Here is a 22,314-nt window from a genome sequence, read left to right as displayed (position 1 = left end):
ATATATCATAACAACATAAAATAAACATATTCAATTAATATAAAAATCCTAAATTCAATTAACATGAAAGCTTTCAAAAACCATTTTAATTTTAGTAAAAAACCCTTTTACTATTCTAGTTTAATCCTACTAACTTCAATACTCCTTCTCGGCTTCACAATTCATCCCAACGATGCTCTTAAGTTTGGTAATTTGGAAAACATCAATGAAGAAAATACTACAATTCATTTGAATTTAAGAGTTCATATAATGCAAGATATTACAATGATTCATTCAACAGGGGTGATTATGAAGAATTGGATAACCCCTAGTGATATTAAAGAAACTATTATGCCGGAAGTTAATGCAATATGGAAGCAAGCAAATATTCAGTGGGATATTGAATCAATCATTGAAGAAAATGTTGTTAAAGGCGATACGTATGAAGAATCATTAACTTTTATTGCCGGAACCAAAAGAGATTCAGAAGGACGTTCTGATGCAGAGCGACTTCCTCACTTATACAAGCTGATGCAACCACAAAATATGAGCAAAGCAGACGAATTGGATAAAAATCTATTTCATATTTATTTATTCCCATTTATCGGGAATACTTCTCAAGGTAATGCAATGAGACCCTTTAATTGGAGCACGGTTGTAGGAACCTGGACAAATAAACATAATAGAGGAGGTATTCCGGAAAAAACAGCACTTACAGAAGATCACAACTCATTTAAGAGAGGATCACTTTCAAGAACTATTGCCCACGAAATTGGTCATGTATTGAGCCTGAAACATAATGAATGTGAGACCGGCTGTTTGATGGGAGGAAAATCTCAAGGTTATTTGCTTACAGATGAACAAATAGAAGCAGCCCGACTGACTGCATCTAAACGCCTTAAATAATTTTAAGATTTATTAACAATGAAAGCCTGCATAAGCTCATTTTTTTCAATTAAAATACGTCTGTGTTTTTCTTGTTTGCTTTTTTTGGTGTTTGTGTTCTTGAGTAGTTGTTCAAAACGTTCTAATGATGTTTTACCTGATGTTAATCCAAATGATGATGAAGAGGTTGTAGTACCAGTTTATGAATTAAATTTACGAATTCACATCATGAAAGATATTATAATGCTTCATCCGACAGGAGTAAGCATGAATACTTGGGTAACCCCCAACGATGTTAGAGAAATTATAATTCCGGAGGTAAATGCAATCTGGAGCCAGGCAAAAATAAAGTGGGTAATTGAATCAATTATTGAAGAAGATGTTGTTAAGAATGATACTTACGAGCAAGCAATTAATTATATTGTTAATTGCGGAAGAAATTCGGAAGGTGAATCAGATCCCGCTCGTCTGCCGCTATTATATTCGTTAATGCAACCACAATACAGAAGTAAACCTGATGAATTGGGCAAGAATCTATTTCATATTTATTTATTCCCATTTATTGGAAATACTTCTCAAGGTAATGCAATGACTGGCGGATTTGATGGTCATTGTGTTCTTGGAACATGGTCAAATAAACATAATGGCGGAGGTATTCCGGAAAAAACATTACTTACCGAATATCATAATGAATTTGTCAAAGGATCACTTTCCAGAACCGCTTCTCATGAATTGGGTCATGTTTTGAAATTAAAACATAACGAATGTCCTTATGATTGTTTGATGTCTGGAGGTTCCGAAGGTTATTCATTAACCAAAGCACAAATAGAAACAGCTCGACTAGAAGCACTTGAACGTAAATTAAAGTAATAAATATCTTTTATTCTTCATGAAAAATTTAAAATCTAAATAGTTGAATGATGCAAAATGTTTTTTTAATAATGGTCTCTATAGTTTATATCTTTTCGAATGGATGTGGTAGTCCGGCAAGTACTTCTTTTGAAGCTGATGTAAACACTTACGATCCTGAAGCAAAACTTGCTGCCTTAGGCATAATTTTGCCTGAACCACCCCAACCCGTTGCTAATTATGTCAATGGTGTCAGAACCGGCAACCTCATCTTTTTGGCAGGGAAAGGACCTAAGCGATCTGACGGCACAGAAATTACCGGAAAACTTGGTGTTGATGTGAGTATCGAAGAAGGGTATGAAGCAGCACGAATAACAGCGATTAATCAGTTATCTGTTTTAAAGCAAATGCTCGGTGATTTGAAAAAAGTAAAACGAATTGTAAAAGTACTGGGAATGGTCAATTCCGATCCATCATTTATAGATCAACCTAAAGTGATAAATGGTTTTTCAGATTTGATGGTAGCCGTTTTTGGAGAAAGAGGCATGCATGCACGTGCAGCAGTTGGGATGGCCTCTCTGCCTAGAGGTCAGGCTGTGGAGATTGAGATGATTGTTGAAGTTGAAGAATAAATCAATTTTGATCGCAACTTCTTTCGGCTATTCATAATCCACAAAACTTTCTGACAAAAATAAGGGCGTACATTCAAAATATACGCCCTAATAATCCTTAATAAATTCAGGAAGTAAACCCACCAGCACCTATAATTTTATTGTTTCAAGATTTAAATGCTTGAGTCTTTTATTTAACGCCGGTAAATCGTTATTTAATAATCCTTCTAGTTCATCTAAATGTATCTTTAGTTCTGCAGAGAGTTGTTCGTATACCCTTAGGTAACTTAAAGTTGGTTTCATATCACCTTCTTCAAGATGACTTCTCAATCCTGTTAAACGATCATTTAATCGAATAGGATTTGCAATTTTATCCTTCGGGCTCTGATTTTTAAGTTGATATAAATTATCAGCGATTTTGGTTATTTGTTGGATGAATAAATTGGCTTCTTTATGAAGACTTTTATTCTTTGACAGATTCAATCTATTCTCAAGCTCATTCTTTAATTTTCGATACAGAATAACTCCCTCATTTGCTGCACTTTCACAATTTTTTATTTTCATTGCAAGATCAAATTGGGCTTTCAAATCTTCATTTGAAACTTCTATCAACCTTGGATCTTTTTCCACTTTAATATTTTGTATTTGAACTTCTTTGTTAAGAGTGAGTTTCACCGAATAATTCCCGGGGGGAGCCCAAGGACCTCTTCTGGGATTGCCACCTTCGAGAATAATATTTGGAAATGAGGTTGCACCTTCATATCTGAGATTCCAAATAAATCTATACATCCCCGGATTTTGAATTTTTTTATTGAATAACTGAATCACCAAGTTTCCATCTGTATCAACAATCTCAAGTTTTACCTCACGGTCTTTATGCTTTGCATAAAAATCGATGGTTACAGGAACTGCACGTCTGATGGCATTTGTAGGTTTGAATAAATGGAATTCTTTTTCAAAAATATCTGAAGTTGAAATCTGACGAAGCAATTCAATGTTTTCCATTTTCCAAAATGAGCGTCCATGCGTTGCTATTACCAAATCATTTTGTTTTATAGCAATACCCATTACCGGAGTATTAGGTAAATTATTTGCAAAGCTTTGCCAATTCATCCCACTATTAAATGAAACATAAACTCCATGTTCAGTACCCAAAAATAATAGCCCTTCTTTTATTGGATCTTCACATATTGAATGTCCAAAATCATTTTCATCTATGCCATCGACAATTTTATTCCAGGTAAGTCCAAAATCTTCGGTTTTCCATACATAGGGTCTTCTGTCACCCATTTCATACCTTCTTGCTGTTACATAAGCAACTGCCGGATTATGAGGGGATGATTCGATTGAGCTGACCTTACTATTTATTGGCAAATCAGAAGGTGTAACATTTGACCATTTTTTCCCACCGTCGCGGGTCAAATGAATCAATCCATCATCAGAACCTACCCAAATTGTATTTGCATTATGCGGGGATGGTTCGATGGTGTAAATAGTGGCATAAATCTCTGGTCCATCCTGATCAAGAACAATTGGACCTCCTGAATTACCCATTGTACTTCGATCAGCCCGGGTTAAATCGGGACTAATTTTTTTCCAATTTTGACCTTGATCTGATGATTTCCATAAATATTGAGAGCCGACATAAATGGCATCAGGCTCTAAATCGGTTACAGCAATTGGATAATTCCAATTCCATCTTTCGGGCATAACTTCTGCAGCTTCTCCCATTACGATTCTTGGAAATGGCTGAATATCTGTTACTAAACCAGTATTTCGGTCATACCTATCCAAAGCATTGGTTCTGCCTGAATAAAAAATATTAAGTTTAGTTGGATGCTGCACAACATAGCCATTTTCACCACCACCTGCAGCATACATCATTTCTCCGGGTTCTAATCTTTCATTTCTAAGGTAGCCTCCATCAGATGGTACGACTACTGTAGAATTATCCTGCTGGCCTCCTGCAACATGATATGGGAAATCATTGGTAACACTTAAACGGTAAATCTGTGCCGTTGGATATCTCATATGAGTCCAGGTTTGTCCACCATTAACTGACACTACTCCACCTCCATCATTCCCGTTAATCATTCGCTCAGGATTAAGAGGGTCTATCCATAAGTCATGATGGTCTACATGTGTTTCAGGTAAATATTTGAAAGATTTACCACCATCCACAGATTTGATTAATTTAAAACTTAGAATATAAATTACATCACGATCATTTGGATCTGCCTGAATTCTTAAAAAGTAGAAAGCACGTTGCCATAAATCTCTATGATTGTTTATCAAAGCAAAAGTTATTCCACCGTCATCCGATCTGTATAATCCTCCATTTTCAGCTTCAATGTTTACATAAATTCTTTTCGAATCAGCGCCAGAAAGTGTAACCGTACTTTTCCCCCAAATACCTTCTGGTAATCCAGGATTTCTTGTAATTTCTGTCCAATTATCTCCACCATCAACTGATTTATAGAGGCCTGATCCAGAACCACCACTCCACAAAATCCAAGGCTTTCTATATACTTCCCAAAGAGTAGCATACATAATTTCCGGATTGTTCGGGTCAAGTACAAGATCTATTGCTCCAGTCTGATCATTTTTATACAATATTTGATCCCATGATATACCACCATCCTTTGTCCTAAAGATTCCTCTTTCCATGTTTGAAGCAAATGGATGACCCAATGCGGCAACATATACCCTGTTTGGATCGTTCGGATGAATTCGGATTCTACTGATAGCCTGAGTCTCTTCTAATCCAATATGATTCCAGCTTTTACCGGCATCTGTTGAACGATAAACCCCATCGCCTTGCAATACGTTTTGTCGCAATTGAGATTCTCCCATCCCAATATAAACTATGTCGGGATTTGATTGTGAAACTGCCACTGCACCTACTGAAGAACTTTTTAATTGTCCATCGGTTATCGGATCCCAACTATTTCCTCCATCAGTTGTTTTCCATAATCCGCCTCCGGTTGCTCCAAAATAATATTCATAAGGGCGTATAGAACTTCCTGCCACTGCAATGGACCTGCCTCCACGTTTGGGGCCAATATTTGACCATTCCAGGTTTTTAATCATTTCAGAATTAATATTATTCTGATTTTGAGCATTTGCTTCTTTTACCATAGAAAAAATGAGTGTGATAATCATCACACTCATTTTTAAAATTAACTTAACTTTATAATTACAAAACAAACTATTGGAATTTTTCATTTTAGCTACTTTCGTATTCTGAAAAAATATTTTTAATAACAATCATCGATTTAAATAATCTAATTAATGATAGAAGCAGTCGCTTTCAGAAAAATTTCAATCTCTTCTGGCGAATTATAGTGAGAGCCTGAGAGTCTTACAAAACTTGAAATCCCGAGTTGTTTTAACATGGCTGCAAAGAATGGATCATGCCCGGGGGCATGAAGCCTGAGTTGTTTTTCTTTATATAATTCACAAACTCTTTCAGATTCGATACCTTCAATATTAAATCCGACTAGCAACGATTGTTTTGTTAGATCATCTCCCATTCCATAAACTGTAACTTTTTCCATTTGATCAAATCCGGGAGTTTCATCGGTTCCTTTAAGCAAGATTGATAAAAGGCCTTCCTGATGGGCTTTAATTCTGTTCATTGCCGTTACGACAAGTTCTCTTCTGTCGAGAGAGCTGTTAAAAAAGCTCCCAAGCCAGCATAAATAATCGACAACAGCCGACCAGGCTGCATATGATTGGTGTTCAACTCCGCCTAAATCCCAGCTATTTGATGGTTTAAAAATGTATTTCCAGTGGGGCAGATTTGCTAACCTGTCTGAAGCATGGGCGTAACCACAGCCTTTAACGCCATAATTTTTATAAGGAGCCATAACGTAAGCATCAGCTCCAATATCTTCAACATCAACAAGTCCTGATGGTGTGTATTGAACACCGTCAACCATGATAAATAAATCAGGTTTAATTTTTCTTGCCTCTTCAACAATGGTTTTTACATCATATATTTCGCCTGTAACATTTGATAAGTGGGTAACGACCAGAAAACAAGTGTTTTTGTCAATTTTACTTAAAATATTTGAAATCTTAACAGAACCAGTTTCTAAATCGGGTTCTGCGATGCGTTCTTCCTTATGGTATTTTTCTGCAAATTGGGTTAATGCACTTCTTACCGAAGCGTGGTCGAGACCTGTTGTGACTACATTTGTTCCGGGAACTGATGATAACACAGCATCCGTAATTCTGTAAATAACATGACTGCTGCTCCAGCCAGGTATTGTCTGGCCTGATTTTGCACCAAAAAAAGTCATCAGGTCTGCAATTCCTTTAGCCGTAATCTCGTCTGAATGAGCTGCACCTGGATTAAGCCTTCCTTGCTGGTCGGGCAGGGCAGTTTCTTTAGCCATTGCTTCAACAACTCCTTTTGGCCGGCAAGAACCAGAAGCAGCTTCAAAAAATATGCGTTTGCCTGTATATGGATCCCAATCAACATAAACAAACTGATTTCTGATTTCTTTTAATAACTTAGCTGGGAATAATCCATTCGTATTATATTGTCTCATTTTTATTAATTAAATGTGTTAGTAAATGGCTCCTAGAGTTAATTCTTCGGGGCGTAATTATTAGCCATATTATTTAATTTGGGGCACTGTCCATTTGAGAGTTGGTAGTTCCACTTTATCGGGTAATTCAGAACGGTCACCACTTTCCACAAATCTAAGTATGCCTTTTTTAAAATCCTCTGAAACTTGCAACGCAACTTTTATTGCACCATGAGGTCCTCTTTTAAAAGGAATAAATTTAGAGTCTTTAAAGTAAGGAACTAATTCGAGTGCATTTTCATAAGGAGTGCTTCTATCCCATGTACCCTGAACAATTACTGTTGGAATATCTGTTTCAAAATTTTTACGGAAATCATCGCCTAAATCACTGTCCCAACATGGACAACCATTGATGTAACCCCATCCGGTTTCAAGAATTTGAGTAGCAGGGTCTGCCAAATGTTCTTCAAGTCGCTCTGCAGTTATTCCTGATCCGCAATCAAGCACATAATAACTTGCAGTTTTGAAAGTGCGCTCGCTATTTTTATACTTTTTAATCACATTTTCTGCGGCTTTTGTAAAGTCTCCATTATAGAGGGTTATAATGTCGGCCGGCCATGATTCCAGGCTATTTGAATATCCTCTTGAAAGTTGCCTGGCTGAATGGGCATCAAATAAAACATTTTGAACATTGCCGGTTTTAGGGTCTTTAACTTCGACTGTAATGGGTTTGTTTTCAAGTCTTTTGACAATTGTTTCGACTGCGGCAATAAGCCCGCCTTCAGGAATGAGTCCTTGCAGTTCTGGTGAATTCTCTGCTTCTTCTGCCATTCTTTTATAGACATTCCATGTGTGTCCTGGGTGATCATAAGTGTGATCAGGCCCTTCCATACCTCTAAGAATGGCACGTTCAATAATTTCAGGATGTAAACGCATCAATGACATTCCCCAATGTGATCCGAAACTTCCGCCCCATATGGTAATCTTGTCATATCCAAAAGCTTTTCGCACATCATTTACATCTTCAGCAGCTTCAAGCACTGTGAAACCTTTAAGGTCGAGCCCTAAATCTTCCCATTCCTTTCTTTCCTTTGCCAATAATTTTTGCAGACTTTCAATTGCCTGCTCGTTGTTATAGGCAACATCTGGCGGAAAAGTTTCCTGAGTGGTTTCAATTGTTGTAGTAGGTTTTGAAGGGCCAATTCCTCGTTGACTAACAATTACAACGTCAGCAACATCCAGCATGAATTGCCAATTTTTCTCAAAATTTCCAATCTCTTTTAACTGATCTTCCAAGCCCTCAAAGCTAGGCCCTCCATGAAGATAAAAAATGGGAGGTGTATTTGGATTTGCCTTTCCCGATGCTTTAAAGCGATAAACATCCAAAGATATAACATCGCTGTTTTTTACTGATCGATTTAATGGAACAAACATTGTTGCCCGTTCTGCATTATAAAATCCCCCATCTTTAAGGATTATCCGCTCAGGGAATATAAACATACTTCCGGCTTTCGGTGCAGGTGCTTTTGAAGTATGAAAAGTTTTCTTTTGGGCATTCATTGATGTGTTAATGCACAACATTAGCCCTATTATAAATAATAGTTTCTTCGATATCATGATTGTTTTGTTGTTTTTATTTATTAAGCTTCTGTTTTTTTAGAACATCGAGATAGCTGTAAACCGTAACTTTTGATATTTGCATCATTTCTGCAACCGTATCAATTGACCCTTTTATCAGAAAGACTCCCTTTTCTTCCATAAACTGTATGAGTGAAACTCTTGCCTTCCGCTTCATGCTTTTTATATCAACGTTCCCAATAATTCTTCTGATTAAATCGTTGGTAGTCTCAGTAATATTATCAGACGATTCTGGTTCGTTATCAAAGGATTCAGGAATTCTTTCAGCTAATGCAGATTCTCTTTTTACAGTTGTATTGGTTGAAACAAAATCATTGATAAAATTTTGAATCGGTTGTGCCATTGAAATATCGTAATTTATACATAGAGCTCCAATTAAGTAATTCTTAGCATCTCGAATTAAGACGGTAGAAGATTTGATCAACCTACCATCTTTAGCGACAGTTTGATAATTTGCTAAATAGTCATCTTTAAAATCTTTGGAAGACAACACAATACTTAAAAGGTGATCAAAAGGTTGACCAACTTTACGTCCAGTAACATGCCCATTTACAACAAAAACAACTGATTTTTGTGGAATTGAGAGATCATGAAGGATAACTTCACAATTTCTTCCGAAACTAGATCCAATCATTTTGGCGATGGATAAAAATGGTCTTAAGTTTTCTGCAACTATATTTTCTGTCATAACTCTTGATGGTTGTTGTACTGCAATATCACAAATTATCAGAACAATAATTCATTTCTTGACAAGTGGTTTTGATATTAATCTTCATTAGCTAAGAAATTGGTTTTAAAGTTAAGAATTTAATGGAAAATTGTTCATTTTTTGTTATCATAATTTACACCTATAAAACATAAAATTTTCTTAACTAACTTTAGGATTTAAAAGTCCCGCTAAAAGCGGGACTTTTCTACTAACCTCCCCAATTATTACCACTATTTATGAACCAAATATCTAGTAACCTGGATTTTGAATAATATTCTCATTAGCATCAATCTCAAATTTACCAATTGCTAAAACGAAACGATTATCAGGATAAGGAACAGAACACGTTGTTGATGTGCAATTATTTCTGAAAACTCCCTTTTTATTTCTGGTTAAATCCCATAATCTATGACCTTCGAATGAGAGCTCAATTCTTCTTTCAAGTAATATTTCTTCTAGAAGTGCAGCCCCTGTTGCCGTTACACTGGCGGCAGTTGGTAAACCTCTCTTACGAATAAGATTCACATCAGCCTGAGCAGCACTTGCATTATTCAAATGATAGTTGGCCTCAGCTCGGTTAAGATAAACTTCTGAGAGTCGAATTACAGGAGTATTGTCATAACCTAAAGCATTGCTATATTTATTAACCCTTAACCAGCCAAAATCCCCACCACCAAGTTTAGTATCTTCTTTGAACAATGTTTTGCGAACATCACCATTGGGAATAAGATTTACCAGATCCATGGATGGTAAGTATTCGGCATATCCTGTAGCTAAATAATTACCTGCAAGGGAACCGCTGCCATTGTTATCAGTAGGGTTCATGTCAATTTCGAAGATTGTTTCAGCGCTATGATCAGTACTGAAAATTTTGGCATAATTCGCATTGCTTACCAGAGAATATTTACCACTGTTAATGACATCATTCGCCATAGCCACTGAATTAGTCCAATCCTCTTTGTAAAGATATACTCTTGACAATAAGGCTTTTACAACATTTTTTGAAAAGTAAAAAGAGTTTTTATTGTCATTGATCAATTGAAGTGATGAATTAAAATCGGCAATTACCTGATCATAAACTTCTTTGACCGTATTACGCGCAGGTTTTGCTAATGGATCAACTGTTGTAACAATTGGCACACCCAAATGTGATGCATCTGCGGTAAAAGTATAATGCTGTGCATATATACGAACTAAATCAAAATGAGCAAGTGCTCTAAAAGCATAGGCCTGACCTTTAATTTCATTAATATTCAGATCAGTTCCTGATTCCAAAATTCTGTTAGCACGATCAATAACCCTATAACCAATTGACCAGATATTCTCAGCCAAGTTACTTCGATCGGTAGATGATCCTTGGTATGAATGCCAATCAGAAGCCCTGTTAACAAGAGCACCTCCTTTGGCATCATCACTCATAACATCGGGAGTCATAATAAAGAATTTACCATAATAGTTTCCGCTTTGCAATCCATCATAACATCCTGTAATAGCGGCATTAAAATCAGCGTTAGTTTTCAAAGCCTGACTCATTGAAACTGCTTGTTCCGGCTGTAACTCCAGAAAATCTTTTGAACATGATACCGTGAAAAACACAACCAATATTGCTATCAGCGGAGACTTTCCTGATATTTTATTTATAAGTTTTTTCATAATTGTTTATTTTAACATTTCTACAAACGATTGATTAAAATCCCACATTTACACCCAAAGTAATGGATTTGGTTTTTGGCACAGTACCATTAACAATACCATTAGTATCTGATTCAGGATCATATTGATAATGTTTTGATCTGACCCAGGTAAAATAGTTATTTGCTTGTACGAATACCCTTAATGAAGAAATATCAAGCTTTTCAGTAATTGATTTATTAAAGGTATATGCTAAAGTAAGATCTCTTAAGCGAATATATGTTGCATCATATAAGTAACGGGTACTGTTTGTTTGATTACTCTTGGATGAGTTTCCCCATACAAATTTCGGAACAAGGGCTTCCTGCCCGGGTGTAGTCCATCGGTTTTCAAATGCGTACAAATTTGTGCTTCTGGGAGCACGGGCTCCATCACTTTCAATACCTTTGGATTGGTTATTATATACCCATTTATCCCAAACAAATACAATCTGTGCACTTAAACTGAAACCTTTATAACTTAAATTGGTATTAACCCCTCCATAAGCACTTGGCAATGCTGATTTACCGGTAAAGAATGGTACAGCATCTTTTACCTTTTCTGTAATTGTGGTCATGGTTTCATCTTTATACCACTGAGCTTGACCGTTTGCAGGATTTACACCGGCCCAGTGCCACATATAAAATTCATAGTAATCACGTCCTTCTGTATGATTTTGAGCACCATCAATAATTGGTTCATCAAGTCTGGTTACCTCATTTTTCATTAAAGTAATATTAAACCCTAAATCCCAGTTAAAATCAGCTGATTTAACGATTTGGGCATTAGCCTCGATCTCAAAACCTCTGTTCAACATATCTCCAACATTTTGCAGATTACCATTAAAACCAGTAGTTTCAGATAATGGTCGATCTAATAACAGATCATTGTTTTTTCTGTGGAAATAATTAACGGTTGCACTAACCCGATCAAATACAAATAAGTCTATACCAATATCCAAAGTACTTTGGCCTTCCCAGGTAAGATAAGGATTGCCGATGTTAGAAGGTGCTGAACCTGCAATGCCATCATAGTCGTTACCAAAACCATATAAAGCAACTGCATCGAAATTACCAATGCTTGCATTACCGGTTATACCATAAGATACTCTCAATTTCAAATTATTTATCCATTTGATATCTTTCATAAAATCCTCTTGGGTAACTCGCCAGGATGTTCCAAGAGACCAGAAGTTACCCCAGCGAGAGTTCTGACCAAAACGTGAAGAACCATCACGACGGAAACTTGCAGTTGCATAATATTTTCCGGCATAATTATAAGAAAATCTGGAGAACATAGAAGCAAAAGCATAAGATGTTCCTGAACTAGTTGCCACCATTGGATTTGCAGCATTGGCTAGTGTTCTGAGCGTTGCATTTGGATAACCTTCAGCTCTGGCCCTGATCGATCTACTTTCATATTTTTGTGCTTCATAACCTAACAACGCATCGAAGCTGTGATCTTGTCCAAAAAGTTTATTGTAATTCAAGGTTTGGGTTCCAATCCAGTTAAGGGTATTCTGAGTTCCCTCATCTCCACTACCACCCACAAGTCGGGCATCCCCATATCTCGGATTCTGATATTGGAATTCGTTAACTCCAACCATGTCAAAACTCCAGGCGGATTTAAAAACTAAATCTTCACGGATTTTATAACTTGCCGTGAGGTTGTCCGTGATACGCGTTTGTTTTTGCCATCGCTCATCTTCCAATAAAACACCTAAAGGGTTGCTGCCGTTCATTCCTAAAACTAAATGATCACCATAGAATCTTCCATATTCATCATAAACCGGAATTTGTGGGGGAGTAAAATATCCTACGTGCATTGGATTAGTCCATGATGTTTTATCATCGACTCCATGAGCCATTGTTCGTCCAAGATTAATATTATTAGTAATGGTCAATTTATCGGTCAATTTAGCAACAATATTTAATCGCGATGAAAATCGTTCAAAATCAGTTCCGACCACAACACCTTCCTGGTCATAATATCCGATAGAAGCAAAATAGGTTATTCCATTAGCTCCGCCACTTACATCAACGTTATATTGTTTTGTTTTACCGGTTCGATAAATTTCGTCAATCCAGTTTGTATTTGTAGTAGCTGCCTCAGGAAACCAATCGTCGAAACGTGCAGTAGCTGTAGCAGCCGATTCGCCCCTGTTTGTATATCCTTCAATGAATAATTCTTTGTATTGGGCTGCATTAAGAGGCTCCTGCAAATTATTGTACGCATTATCGGAGAAACCGGTTGAAGCACTGAAATTAATTTTAGTTTTACCTGCTTTACCGCCTTTAGTTGTAATAAGAATTACACCATTGGCACCACGTGAACCATAAATGGCTGTTGCCGATGCATCTTTCAATACAGAAATACTTTCGATATCGTTCGGGTTCATGGTTGACATAATATTAGAGCTTTTCCCCTCATTAGAAAAATCAGTTGGTGAAGGAGAGCCAGATTGTACTGGAATCCCATCGATAACATATAATGGCTCACTGGATGCATTGATGGACCCAATACCTCTGATACGGATTTCGGCTCCTGCACCAGGCTGTCCATCAGCATTGTTCATCATAAGACCTGTAACTCCTCCTTGCAGGGCATTTTCAAGTGTGGCTGCAGGAAGCATTGATAACTTTTCACTTCCAACCACTTGAACAGCACCAGTAAGTGCTTCTTTTGTGGAAGTACCGTAACCAATAACCACAACCTCTTCGAGGCCCACAAGGTCGAGCTCTAAAGTTACATTTATGGTTGAAGCCTGACCAACAGTTATTGATTGACTTTTGAAGCCAATAAATGAAAATTTGAGTACTGCATTATTATTTGGTAAAGTTATTTGGTATTTACCATTCACGTCAGTTGTCACACCTGTTGTTGTACCAGTAACCATTATCGTTACTCCTGGGATGGTTGTTCCATCCTCAGCACTTGTAACCGTACCGGTTACAACTTTTCCTTGAGCATATGCTATTTGCATCCCGAGAAAAAAGATTAAAAAAATTGTTAATTTTCGTTTCATAAAAAAAATATTAATTTGATAATGTTTTAATTAAGTTGTAGCTTTTATTTATGCTTTACGATCGTAGATTTCAAAAACCATAAATTAGTCGTTATTTTCCATAGGCAATGAATTTGTATTTTCAAGTAATAAATTCTTTAAACCATTTTATAATCAGTTAAAAAAGTATAATCCTGCTATTTGGTTATTGCCTGAATGGTTTCAGCATACATTAAATCACCGGTTAAGCCGTTGTAATACTGGAAAATAACGTGAGGCCTTGGAAATGGTATCCATCTGTCCTTGCCTTCCTCTACAGGATTATTAAAAACGTTATTAACCTGAACCACACAATAATTAGGAATATACCTTAACGCACCAGGTACATCATTTAGAATAGCTGTTGACCAACGAATATCAACTTCACTTCCCCTTGAATTATATATTCCATTCACAGGACGATTACCTTCTGCCCCAAGAGCATGATTGCGTGAGTTGTGCGGTCCTGAAGCAAATTCCCAAACATTATTAGTCATCTTTACTGCAAAACTGTTGTGTAAATCACCGGTAAGGACAAATACAGGTTTACCCAGTGATTCCCAAAAATCGATCATTTCTGTTCGCTCTTCTACATAACTGGTCCATGCATCATCCCTGCCAATTTGCCCTGTAGCTATCTGATCTGCTGTGCTTCCGCCAGTTCCTCCCTCGTGAGGAATACTAAAATTAACCGATGAAACGACAAAGAAAAACTCAGCATCGCTTTTCAGCATTTCTGACTTTAACCAGGCTTTTTGTTCTTTGCCCATTATTGAGATTCCTTTTTTATAGGGGTCACTCGTATCATGCATGTCCTGGTGAGAGCGGACATCAAGTAAAAAGATATCAGAATTACTTACCCTCATTTTACCATAAGATCTTCGTCCGATAGAATACACAGGATTGCCATTCTTTTTTGCAGATGGATAAACACGGATTTTATGTGCATCTATTACTTCAATGATCTGATAAACCCCACTATTGGGGTTTCCGGGTTGGGTTCCTTTGGGAATGTTTCGGATTCCATCATAGGGTCCACCCCAAAATACCTGGAGGGTAGCGGCCTGACTGAGATCGAGTTTTGTGAAGTCTGTTTCTGTATCAATTAAAATATCACTACCGGCTTTGAGTTTTGCCCTGCCGAAGGTAATACCTTGAGTGAATTCAGTTGGATTACTCCATGCCAGATAATCATGCCATGCCTGAACCCCTATATCACGGTACACTGCCTTGTGGTCTACACGTCCTATTTGTCCGGCTCCATAAGTATTGTCAAAAATTTCATGGTCATCAATCGTATAAAATGAAGGAACGACACGGTGCCACTCTGCAAGATTATAACCTCTGTCGAGATATGATTTGTAATTTTCCCATACACCGACTATTTTTGGAGCAAGATCAACAACCCTTGGAGTTTGTTCCTTTGTAAGTCCAACTTGTTTTAACCAACTTTCTGCAGGATATTCTCGTTCAGCCTCGTACAACCAATCACCATTGAGAATGGCAAAATTAATCTTGTTGCTTATCTTGTCTAACATGGTCCGGAAGGTTGGAAGACTAGGGCCAAATCCATTGCTGCCCTGACTGTTTCCGCAGGCGTATTCAAAACTGAAATTGAACAATCCTTCCGGATTTACCTTAGGATCTTTCATTTCTTCTGTGTCGGGCAGGGTTCGGAACGATCCGGTACGATTAAGCATAGTGGCAGTTCCGCCTTTTACTGTTAATGCATAGTAATACTTAGTATCTGCCTTCAAATTTTTAATCAGAACCCAACCGGTATTGTCGTGCTCAATAGTTGTGGTTGCCCCATCCGATAAATAGTCCATCTTATCTGGTGAAAGCCCGTACCGAACCCAAAAAGTTCCAGGTTTAAACGTGCGTGCCCAAACACCAATCTCATGAGCACCAAGATGTCCTAGCATTGGGCCATGCGAAATTTGTGCGGCTTCTTGCGCCTTAACTTCATCTAATGAAATTGTAGCAATAAGACTGACCGCTAGAAAGATTCCCAGTAATCCGGAGTGTCTTATTCGAGAACTCCTTGATTTAAGTGATTTTTGATTGTCAAACATTTCTTTCAATTTTAATATTGTTATTTATTTATCATTCAATCTTTTAGTAAATTTTTTAAACTAATTTGGCTATTATAAATATTGTTTTTTGATAGAATATACGCGCTTTTATCTTGTAAATATATAATAAATTATACATAAAAGCAAATAAAATAGATAAATTTATATATTATTAATTTTATTCTTATTAACATGAAAACATTAATTTAAAATAACGAACATCAATTTGATCATTTAAAAAATACACAGTATTAATATTAATATCATTTCTGAATAGAATAATCCAACTCTTTTTCACTATGAGCAATAACAACGGCGGCAATAGCATCACCGGTCACATTTACCGCAGTTCGAATCATATCTAAAGGTCTGTCTATACCAAGAATTAAGGCAAGCCCTTCGGGAGGAATTCCAGCTGCATCCAAAACAATAACCATCATGATGATTCCACCACCGGGAACACCTGGAGTGCCTATGGCAGCTAGTGTTGCAGTAAGAACAATGGTCAATTGCTGTATTATCGTTAAGTCCATACCAAATACCTGCGCGATAAAAACAGCAGCAATCGCCTGATAAAATGTTACTCCATTCATATTAATCGTTGCTCCTATGGGTAGAACAAAATTCGCAACACTTCCCGATACACCCAATTCATTTGTACATTGTCGCATATTAATTGGCAATGTTGCATTACTTGAACTTGTAGAGAACGCAACCATTTGAGTAGGTAAAAGAGCCCGAAAAATGGTTTTAAGTTTCACTCTGGTGAATAATAAAATAATAGGCGGATATAAGACAAATAACAATCCGATTAGCCCAAAGCTGACTAATAAGGCATATTTACCAAGTGCCCAAAACAACCCTGCATCAGCCGAGAAATCTGAAACTAAGGCGGCCAGTAAGGCAAATACGCCAATGGGTGCAAATTTCATAATGATATCCACAATTTTTATAATAATATCATTAAGACTTTCGAATAAATTTTTAACTGACAGTACTTTATGGCTATCAAGAAGAAGCATGGATACGGCAAATAAAATGGCAAAGAAGATAACCTGCAACATTTTCGTATTATCTCCGGCAGCTTTAAGAATGTTGTCAGGAACGATGTCTTCAATAATATAAAGTGGAGATTGATTTTTAACATTTGATGCCATTTGTTCCTTTTCTTTTACATTTTGTTCGTGCATCATTTGAAATTCTGTGCGCTTTTGTTCAGGAAAAGTATCACCAGGTCTAAATGTGTTAACCAAAAATAAGCCGATTAGAACTGATATTATAGTAGTTATAATAAAAAATGACAGGGTTTTAATTCCAATCCGGGTAAGTTTAGAGACATCTGATAAACTTGTAATTCCTTTAACAAGTGAGATAAAAATGAGTGGAACGGCTATTAATTTCAACATTTTTATAAAAATCGTACCCCAAGGCTTAACCCAATCGGAAGTAAACTTTTCTAAACCAAAACTAACAGCAATAAGCCCCCATACTACTCCGAGGATCATGCCAAGAATAATTTTCAACCATAGAGGAATTTTCTTTTTCATAAAACGATCTGAATTATATGTTACTATTTTTCATATTTGCTTTTAAAAATTTTAAAGTAAAAGTTGCCTTTTGGATATTTTATCCAAAAGGCAACTTGATTGCCCAAACCAAACAACCATTCTTACCGAAACATAAACTTGTTTCTGCACTACTATGAAACGAACTACGGAACAGTTATAAAATTTATTTACAATCCAATTACACTGAGCTTGGTTGCAACATAATTACAATCAATAAAAGTGTTCCAAACCTTTAACCCTGATAACTATCCGCACCATTAAAAAAACAAAGATATAATAAATTATATATTTAATCATATATAATATAAAAAATTATATTCTATATATTTATGATTATTCTAATTTTTAATAAAGGAAAATTGAGGGTCAGATCCTAATTTAACGGCTAATATCATTTATCGTAATCAGCTCATGATCAGTTTTTTATGTTTGCCAATATCAGCTCAGAAAGGATTCCTATATTCAGAAATATTACCTTTTAACCAACATAATTGTTTTTAATGTTATAAATCATGGTGTTTACTAAAATGAATATCACAAATAGAAATACCGATCATTTATTTGCAAGGTTAGATTGATCAATAATTTGTTAATTTATTTTCAACAGTATAGATTATGGAGAATCTATTTAAAGACTTATCAAACACCCTATCTTTAGGGTCGGTTCGCCATCAATTTCAGTAAAGGAATCATCCAGTCTTTGAATATTCTGACCTAATATATTCCCAGCATTCAAAAACAAATTTAAATTTTTATTGTAGGTAAATTTCACACCCACATTTATTAACTGATAATCTTTTAATTCTCTGATTAATCCATCAGGGTTATCAAAATCATTTCCAGTAGCAGGCTTCCAGTCCCATGCACTTCGATTTTTGGTAGCCCTTAAACTAACAAAGCATGATCCATCTAATTTAGGAGATAGATTGTATTTGTATATAATTTTTGAGAAAAAAGCTTCTCCCGGAAAATATGGCAATTGTCTTCCAGTTGAACTATTCTCGTTGTATGAATAGTTATATCCACACTCCAATAAAAATTTATTATTCAATTGATATTTTACAGTTGTTTCAAGGCCATATATTTTTGCTTCATGAATATTTGTCCGAACCCATTTATCAATCACCTTATCAGGATTTGGGTTTTCCTCCCATATTCCACTATATACAGGGGTAATCATATTGCTTATCGTATTATAATATCCATGAATTAAGAGCTGAAAATTCTGTATTGGTGCATATTCAATACTAAAAGTTGATGTTATACTATATTCGGGTTGTAAATCTGGATTTCCGAAACGATAAGCTCTTCCCCCGTGACCATAACCTTCTTCATATAACTCCATAACTGATGGCGCATGAAATCCTCTGCCAAAAGAGGCTCTTAAGCGCAAATTATAATACGGCTGGTACATCACTGCAAACTTTGGTGTAAGAACAGCTTTGATATTGTCTGTTTTATCATAACGCAATGCAGCAAGAAACGACCATTTATCCAACTCAATTTCATCTTGCACAAAAGCACCAAGGGCATTCTGGTTGTGTTCCAGTACTGCAGAACGCCTAAATTTTGTATGATTTAAATCAGTTCCAAAAGTGATGATGTTATTTTTAAATTTAGTCCAACTGAAATAGATCTCAGGATTTAATACTCCATTATCCTCTTTACTTTGTTCGGCATTCCAGTGAGAATATTTTAAGCGTGCAGTTACATTTATATGATTATTAAGAATGTGCTTATAATCCATTGATGATAACAGCATTCTGCCATACACATTATCATCCCTGAATTCCATACTATTATGAGAGTAATATAAATTCGAATTTAAGGAAGATTTTGAGCTTATAACCCAACTCAAATTATTCATCGTACTGAATTTGGTATATCCCATTTTTCCAATTCGATGACTTGGTGCTAATATAGGAACACCAGCCGATTGCTCATAATTTGATAATGTAGAAACACTAACTTTATCGTTTACCGGAGTTAGAACAGATAGTGTTGTATTATAGGTATTATAGCTCCCTCCAGAAAAAGAGATACTTGATTCTGTTTTATCGGATGCTTTTTTTGTAACAATATTTACAATCCCTCCCATAGCATCACTCCCATATTGCGCTGATGCGGCTCCTTTTATAATTTCTATTCGTTCAATATTTTCAGGTGGAATAATATCGATGTTTTGTCCTGTATGTATATGTTCTGTGATTAAACGAATACCATCAACCATGATTAAAGTGTAATTGGCAGGAAATCCATCTAAACTAACGATGCTCCTTTTGGGATAGCCACTTCCAGTGCCTGATTCAATATTTACACCTGTTACGTATTCAAGTATTTCTCCCGTAGAGTTTACATTAAGCTGCTCAATATCTTTCGAAGTAATAATTTGCATTACTTCGGGTGTTTTGGTCAATAATTTTTGATTGCGTGAGGCGGTAACAACAAGCTCCTTCAAATCAGATCTTTTTAAACTATCACTTGTTTGAGAATAACCATTCAAAAGCAGAAGGATAATTACAAATACTAAAAATGGTTTCATTTCATTATTATTAAAAATTGATATTATGCTTCTTAGGTTATGGCCGTATCGCTTATACAATAATTATGATTACCTGATGACTAAATAATACCACATTACTCTGTTTAAGAATCATAAATCTTAACTTATAAAATTAGTTATAAATTTATCTGAGTTTAAGAATTGTACTATTACAAAGAGTAAAAATATAATATATTATACGTAAAACAAATAAATATATAATTAATTATACATATTGCATTTGTCTTTATACAATCCTCGATATTTTTATTATATCGGCGATAATTTAGGAGGTAGTCAACATGCTATTTTATTGACTTATTTTAATCTTAGATTAAGGATAATCTAAAAAGGTAATTTATGTAAATCGACATTTCCGCCAGAAATGATAATACCTAAATTTTTGTTGCTAAATAAATGGCTTTCCTTTATTAAAGCTGCCAATGCGACTGCACTTGAAGGTTCCACAACAATTTTCATTCGCTCCCATAATAATCGCATGGCACTTATTATCTCCTCTTCTGTTACACGTATTATCCGGTCGACATACTTTTGAATTATCGGGAAGTTTATATCTCCTAATTCTGTTTTAAGCCCATCTGCGATAGTATTTGTAGAAATATTTGACTCTATAACTCCACTTAGTAAAGACCTATATGCATCATCAGCCTCAAATGGTTCTGCTCCAATTACTTTGCAATTATTTCCGAAATATAAAGCCGCTAAAGCAGTTCCGGCAATCAACCCCCCTCCGCCAACAGGTACGAAAATATATTCTAAATCAGGTTGTTTTTCCAAAAACTCTTTACATGCCGTTCCCTGTCCTAAAATAACATCAATATTGTTTGAAGGATGAATAAAAGTAGCTCCTTCTCTTTGCTGAATTTCTTCGGCAGTAGTTTCTCTTGCTATAAGTGTAGATTCACATTCAATAATATCCACCCCATATCCCCTAACTGCATCCTTCTTGATTTGAGTTGAATTGGACGGCATGACAATAAATGCTTTAACACCTAAACTTTTGGCTGCAAGAGATAATGCTTGTGAAAAATTACCTGACGAATGTGTTACCACACCTTTCTTTTTTTGTGCATCTGTTAATTGCATTATTGCATTAGTTGCTCCTCTCATTTTAAAAGCTCCCATTTTCTGAAAGTTTTCACATTTAAATAGAAGATTTGCACCTACAATTTCATTAATATATTTTGAACTAAGTATTGCTGTATCATGAATAAATGGTTTAATTCTCTGATGGGCTATAATAAGGTCTTCTTTTTGCATAATTTTATGAGCTTATGATATGGCTGTTACTTCAATTTCAATAAGGCATCCGAAGTGTAATTCACGTGTAGGAATTATACATCTGGCCGGCTTGTGACTTTCAAAAAACAAACTATATCGATCATTTACCTTATCCCACAACTCGATACTTGGAACATAAACACGTACTTGTAACACTTTGTTTTTAGAACTACCAACTTCTTTTAATATTGTTTCTATATTTTTTAGCACCAAATCAGCTTGTTCTTCGATCGTTTCCGGAATATTTCTAGTTATCGGGTCGATAGGTAATTGTCCGGATAAATACAGAATACCATTATGTTCAATGCACTGTGAGTAATGCCCATTACTCTTGGGTATTCTTTGGCTAGTTCTAATTTTCATATTAAAAATATTTTCCTGTGTTAAAATTCCTTTTTATTTCAGTGTCCTTTTTTACGATACCATGCATAGCAATAAAAACTCCTTTTTTCATCAAGTTAGCAGTAGCTATAGCACTACCTATATTTATTGGAGCTTCAGAGTTACTAAACCTTTCCGGACGCATCGAGCCAGTAATGATAATCAATTTGTCCTTAATACGTTTTCTAAGATAGGCAGCTGTTTCCAACATCGTATCTGTTCCGTGCGTGATAATAAATTTACTTCCTTCATGATTCTGGATTAAATAAACCAGATTTGCCCTATCTTCTTCAGTAATTTCAAGGCTGTCTTTCTGACAAGATGTAAGCACTTCATAATCAAACGAAGGATTCAATTTTTCTAAAATCCTGTGTGTTGCAGGTTCTCCAAATTCAAATGCCCATCCTCTAGTTGTGTGAGGATAATCTTTATCAATTGTACCCCCTGTTTGAATAAATACTATCTTCATTTTTATTACACATTAAATATCTAATAATAATTTTCTAAGCATTTAAAAACGCCTTTT

At 35.8% G+C, this 22,314-nt stretch carries 15 protein-coding genes; 3 read left to right on the top strand and 12 right to left on the bottom strand.

The window, feature by feature from the left end; genetic code table 11:
- Positions 1–63 precede the first annotated feature (63 nt).
- Genes KKG99_05845 through KKG99_05835 form a run of 3 tightly spaced genes read left to right on the top strand, consistent with a single transcriptional unit; the run spans position 64 to position 2,345 of the window.
- Positions 64–885 (top strand): hypothetical protein, encoded by an 822-nt coding sequence (locus tag KKG99_05845; GenBank protein MBU1012507.1) that lies wholly within the window; start codon positions 64–66, stop codon positions 883–885.
- Between the two features lie 18 nt (positions 886–903).
- Complete coding sequence (locus tag KKG99_05840; protein MBU1012506.1) at positions 904–1,734, top strand: hypothetical protein; 831 nt, start codon at positions 904–906, stop codon at positions 1,732–1,734.
- 50 nt (positions 1,735–1,784) lie between these two features.
- Positions 1,785–2,345, top strand: coding sequence for a RidA family protein (locus KKG99_05835; GenBank protein ID MBU1012505.1), 561 nt, complete (start codon positions 1,785–1,787; stop codon positions 2,343–2,345).
- A 129-nt stretch (positions 2,346–2,474) separates the two neighbouring features.
- Here KKG99_05835 and KKG99_05830 read toward each other — a convergent pair whose 3' ends face one another.
- From KKG99_05830 to KKG99_05775, 12 genes are all read right to left on the bottom strand, one after another.
- Entirely contained in the window at positions 2,475–5,549 is a 3,075-nt protein-coding gene (locus KKG99_05830; protein MBU1012504.1) for a glycosyl hydrolase, read from the bottom strand.
- A 59-nt stretch (positions 5,550–5,608) separates the two neighbouring features.
- Positions 5,609–6,880 carry an aminotransferase class V-fold PLP-dependent enzyme gene (locus KKG99_05825; GenBank protein ID MBU1012503.1) on the bottom strand — a complete coding sequence of 424 codons (1,272 nt, stop codon included), beginning with the start codon at positions 6,878–6,880 and terminating at the stop codon, positions 5,609–5,611.
- A 69-nt stretch (positions 6,881–6,949) separates the two neighbouring features.
- On the bottom strand, positions 6,950–8,419 hold the full coding sequence (locus KKG99_05820) for an alpha/beta hydrolase (protein ID MBU1012502.1): 1,470 nt from the start codon (positions 8,417–8,419) through the stop codon (positions 6,950–6,952).
- A 73-nt stretch (positions 8,420–8,492) separates the two neighbouring features.
- Complete coding sequence (locus tag KKG99_05815; protein ID MBU1012501.1) at positions 8,493–9,185, bottom strand: helix-turn-helix transcriptional regulator; 693 nt, start codon at positions 9,183–9,185, stop codon at positions 8,493–8,495.
- Between the two features lie 270 nt (positions 9,186–9,455).
- A complete protein-coding gene (locus tag KKG99_05810) occupies positions 9,456–10,859 on the bottom strand; it encodes a RagB/SusD family nutrient uptake outer membrane protein (protein MBU1012500.1) in 1,404 nt (467 codons plus the stop codon).
- Between the two features lie 34 nt (positions 10,860–10,893).
- Complete coding sequence (locus KKG99_05805) at positions 10,894–13,902, bottom strand: TonB-dependent receptor (GenBank protein ID MBU1012499.1); 3,009 nt, start codon at positions 13,900–13,902, stop codon at positions 10,894–10,896.
- Positions 13,903–14,078: 176 nt separating this feature from the next.
- Positions 14,079–15,845, bottom strand: coding sequence for an alkaline phosphatase D family protein (locus KKG99_05800; GenBank protein MBU1012498.1), 1,767 nt, complete (start codon positions 15,843–15,845; stop codon positions 14,079–14,081).
- A gap of 413 nt (positions 15,846–16,258) precedes the next feature.
- Positions 16,259–17,542 carry a dicarboxylate/amino acid:cation symporter gene (locus tag KKG99_05795; protein MBU1012497.1) on the bottom strand — a complete coding sequence of 428 codons (1,284 nt, stop codon included), beginning with the start codon at positions 17,540–17,542 and terminating at the stop codon, positions 16,259–16,261.
- A gap of 649 nt (positions 17,543–18,191) precedes the next feature.
- The gene (locus tag KKG99_05790; GenBank protein ID MBU1012496.1) at positions 18,192–20,105 is read right to left on the bottom strand and encodes a TonB-dependent receptor; all 1,914 of its coding nucleotides are present in this window, start codon (positions 20,103–20,105) and stop codon (positions 18,192–18,194) included.
- 345 nt (positions 20,106–20,450) lie between these two features.
- A complete protein-coding gene (locus tag KKG99_05785; GenBank protein ID MBU1012495.1) occupies positions 20,451–21,386 on the bottom strand; it encodes a threonine/serine dehydratase in 936 nt (311 codons plus the stop codon).
- Between the two features lie 12 nt (positions 21,387–21,398).
- Positions 21,399–21,770, bottom strand: a complete 372-nt coding sequence (locus KKG99_05780; GenBank protein MBU1012494.1) for a RidA family protein — start codon at positions 21,768–21,770, stop codon at positions 21,399–21,401.
- A 1-nt stretch (position 21,771) separates the two neighbouring features.
- Complete coding sequence (locus tag KKG99_05775; GenBank protein MBU1012493.1) at positions 21,772–22,257, bottom strand: asparaginase; 486 nt, start codon at positions 22,255–22,257, stop codon at positions 21,772–21,774.
- Positions 22,258–22,314: the final 57 nt, after the last annotated feature.

It is taken from the genome of Bacteroidota bacterium (genome assembly GCA_018816945.1).
Taxonomy (GTDB): Bacteria; Bacteroidota; Bacteroidia; order Bacteroidales.
The sequence above is the reverse complement of the archived record's forward strand: the minus strand, read 5'-3'. Positions and strand labels throughout refer to the sequence as shown.

Bases quoted from the DNA above. Each gene is read 5' to 3' on its own strand.
- KKG99_05810 (MBU1012500.1), bottom strand. From the start codon at position 10,859: ATGAAAAAACTTATAAATAAAATATCAGGAAAGTCTCCGCTGATAGCA.
- KKG99_05790 (MBU1012496.1), bottom strand. From the start codon at position 20,105: ATGAAACCATTTTTAGTATTTGTAATTATCCTTCTGCTTTTGAATGGT.
- KKG99_05820 (MBU1012502.1), bottom strand. From the start codon at position 8,419: ATGAATGCCCAAAAGAAAACTTTTCATACTTCAAAAGCACCTGCACCG.
- KKG99_05800 (MBU1012498.1), bottom strand. From the start codon at position 15,845: ATGCTAGGACATCTTGGTGCTCATGAGATTGGTGTTTGGGCACGCACG.
- KKG99_05805 (MBU1012499.1), bottom strand. From the start codon at position 13,902: ATGAAACGAAAATTAACAATTTTTTTAATCTTTTTTCTCGGGATGCAA.
- KKG99_05780 (MBU1012494.1), bottom strand. From the start codon at position 21,770: ATGAAAATTAGAACTAGCCAAAGAATACCCAAGAGTAATGGGCATTAC.
- KKG99_05845 (MBU1012507.1), top strand. From the start codon at position 64: ATGAAAGCTTTCAAAAACCATTTTAATTTTAGTAAAAAACCCTTTTAC.
- KKG99_05835 (MBU1012505.1), top strand. From the start codon at position 1,785: ATGCAAAATGTTTTTTTAATAATGGTCTCTATAGTTTATATCTTTTCG.
- KKG99_05840 (MBU1012506.1), top strand. From the start codon at position 904: ATGAAAGCCTGCATAAGCTCATTTTTTTCAATTAAAATACGTCTGTGT.
- KKG99_05785 (MBU1012495.1), bottom strand. From the start codon at position 21,386: ATGCAAAAAGAAGACCTTATTATAGCCCATCAGAGAATTAAACCATTT.
- KKG99_05815 (MBU1012501.1), bottom strand. From the start codon at position 9,185: ATGACAGAAAATATAGTTGCAGAAAACTTAAGACCATTTTTATCCATC.
- KKG99_05825 (MBU1012503.1), bottom strand. From the start codon at position 6,880: ATGAGACAATATAATACGAATGGATTATTCCCAGCTAAGTTATTAAAA.
- KKG99_05830 (MBU1012504.1), bottom strand. From the start codon at position 5,549: ATGAAAAATTCCAATAGTTTGTTTTGTAATTATAAAGTTAAGTTAATT.
- KKG99_05795 (MBU1012497.1), bottom strand. From the start codon at position 17,542: ATGAAAAAGAAAATTCCTCTATGGTTGAAAATTATTCTTGGCATGATC.
- KKG99_05775 (MBU1012493.1), bottom strand. From the start codon at position 22,257: ATGAAGATAGTATTTATTCAAACAGGGGGTACAATTGATAAAGATTAT.